Source organism: Escherichia sp. MOD1-EC6021 (genome assembly GCF_002965245.1).
Classification (GTDB): Bacteria; Pseudomonadota; Gammaproteobacteria; order Enterobacterales; family Enterobacteriaceae; genus Escherichia; species Escherichia coli_F.
Genome location: NZ_PTRU01000084.1, coordinates 1 through 1,989, shown reverse-complemented (window position 1 = coordinate 1,989; position 1,989 = coordinate 1). Strand labels below are relative to the sequence as shown.

The window sequence follows — 1,989 nt, the reverse complement described above, 5'->3', positions numbered from 1 at the left end:
GGATGCCGCCAGGCAGCCGGGAGCCGAAGGTGCGCCCGGCAGACAGGACAACACTGCAGTAGTCAGAATCAGAGCAGGAAGAAAAAGAGAATAATCACAGGGAAGGTGATGTGATTTCTGACAGGCCATAACCAGAGAAGGCGGGGGAAAAGAACGGGCGCCGCAGGCGCACGTTCATCCCCGTTCCTGAAGGGAAACGACCTTCCTGAAGTCAGGTTGTTCATGCCCGTACAACATCAGCAAGGAGAAAGGGGCTACCGGCGAACCAGCAGCCCCTTTATAAAGGCGCTTCAGTAGTCAGACCAGCATCAGTCCTGAAAAGGCGGGCCTGCGCCCGCCTCCAGGTTGCTACTTACCGGATTCGTAAGCCATGAAAGCCGCCACCTCCCTGTGTCCGTCTCTGTAACGAATCTCGCACAGCGATTTTCGTGTCAGATAAGTGAATATCAACAGTGTGAGACACACGATCAACACACACCAGACAAGGGAACTTCGTGGTAGTTTCATGGCCTTCTTCTCCTTGCGCAAAGCGCGGTAAGAGGCTATCCTGATGTGGACTAGACATAGGGATGCCTCGTGGTGGTTAATGAAAATTAACTTACTACGGGGCTATCTTCTTTCTGCCACACAACACGGCAACAAACCACCTTCACGTCATGAGGCAGAAAGCCTCAAGCGCCGGGCACATCATAGCCCATATACCTGCACGCTGACCACACTCACTTTCCCTGAAAATAATCCGCTCATTCAGACCGTTCACGGGAAATCCGTGTGATTGTTGCCGCATCACGCTGCCTCCCGGAGTTTGTTCGGCACCATCCACCGCTCCATCTCACGAACAGCATGACCGACCACCCTTGCCGCCATACCAGCCTCTGCGATGACCTGCCAGAATGGCATATCCTGCCACTGCCAGCGTTCCATTCCGGCCAGTGACGGAAAACGCTCGCCCCACTGCCAGAACAGGGTTTCCAGGTCATGCTCTGCCACCCGGTCACTCCAGCGTGCATGCCAGCTTCCGACTGTTTCCGGCGAATGGAATGCCAGTTCGATTTCAGCCTGAGCGACCAGCGCCTGGTACGCACGGGCTTTCTGCTCTGCCTCCCTCGCCTGCTGGCGGCTGTACTTCTGCATGACCAGCGCGGATTTATGGCGACTGCGTTCCCTGACACGAAACCGCACCGACGGGAACAAGCGCTCTGCTGCATCACCGGGAAGGGGAAGGAGGCAGACCTCGCCCTGTGTTTCAATCAGCACATCGATGGCATACAGCCACTGAAGACGGTTGCCGTGCAGTTCTTCTGCGGTCAGGGACGGCATGAAAAATCGCAGGTCAGACAGCGATATCCTGCGGCTTCCGTTCAGACAGCGGAAAAACGCCCCCGCATACGGATATTCAGCCAGCGTGTTACCCTGATGGCGGCGTTTTTCGGTCTCCGCCACCGCCCGCCATGCGGCCTGTTGCTCTGTGCTGAGAGGAACCAGTGCCTGTGAACGTGCGCTCATGCCTGACCTCCTTCCGCCATCAGGATATGGATGATGTCACTGACGCTGTACCCCTGCGCGTCCAGTGACGCCGCCAGTGCCAGTGAATGGCTGACGGCTTCCGGTGCAAACCGCCGCTGTACCTGAACCACCGCAAACGGCTCACCACCGGCATTCACCAGAACCAGCACCCAGACCTGAGAGACATCGCCCGGTGAACATAACGCCAGGTGGAAACGTTCGTGGGCAGGCGTGAAACGGACCTGGACGGGGAAAAATCCGCCAAACTCGCTGCCGTACTCGCCGTTCATCGTCCAGTTGTCCGGCGCATCCAGTTCCCGCATCACGGCGTGTGTCAGCTCACGACGTTCATCACTTCCGGCTGCCCGGATATCTTCATATTCCTGTGCGCTCATGGTCTGTAATACATTCAGGGTCAGTTCAGTTTTCATCACGGTATCTCCCTTGCTGCCGCCCCGTCTCCGGCGGGGCGGTGTGGTTGTT

General features: G+C 57.3%; 3 protein-coding genes and 2 pseudogenes. 1 reads left to right on the top strand and 4 read right to left on the bottom strand.

What is annotated here, in order from left to right:
* Positions 1–348: 348 nt before the first annotated feature.
* Positions 349–474: a type I toxin-antitoxin system Hok family toxin gene (locus tag BEB54_RS27935; RefSeq protein WP_001372321.1), complete on the bottom strand. Its 126-nt coding sequence runs from the start codon at positions 472–474 to the stop codon at positions 349–351.
* A pseudogene (gene mok / locus BEB54_RS29640) lies at positions 416–565 on the bottom strand (plasmid maintenance protein Mok); the annotation flags it as partial. The gene BEB54_RS27935 and the pseudogene mok, both read right to left, overlap by 59 nt.
* Before the next feature lie 21 nt (positions 566–586).
* Here mok and BEB54_RS28945 point away from each other — a divergent pair.
* On the top strand, positions 587–775 hold the full coding sequence (locus BEB54_RS28945; RefSeq protein WP_001299721.1) for a hypothetical protein: 189 nt from the start codon (positions 587–589) through the stop codon (positions 773–775).
* Here the strand turns inward: BEB54_RS28945 and BEB54_RS27930 are convergent.
* A pseudogene (locus BEB54_RS27930) lies at positions 744–1,506 on the bottom strand (plasmid SOS inhibition protein A). The gene BEB54_RS28945 and the pseudogene BEB54_RS27930 overlap by 32 nt on opposite strands.
* Complete coding sequence (psiB, locus tag BEB54_RS27925) at positions 1,503–1,937, bottom strand: conjugation system SOS inhibitor PsiB (RefSeq protein WP_000845953.1); 435 nt, start codon at positions 1,935–1,937, stop codon at positions 1,503–1,505. The pseudogene BEB54_RS27930 and the gene psiB overlap by 4 nt, the downstream one beginning before the upstream one ends.
* Positions 1,938–1,989: the final 52 nt, after the last annotated feature.

Coding starts and splice junctions, on each gene's coding strand:
- BEB54_RS28945 (WP_001299721.1), top strand. CDS start 587: ATGAAAATTAACTTACTACGGGGCTATCTTCTTTCTGCCACACAACAC.
- psiB (WP_000845953.1), bottom strand. CDS start 1,937: ATGAAAACTGAACTGACCCTGAATGTATTACAGACCATGAGCGCACAG.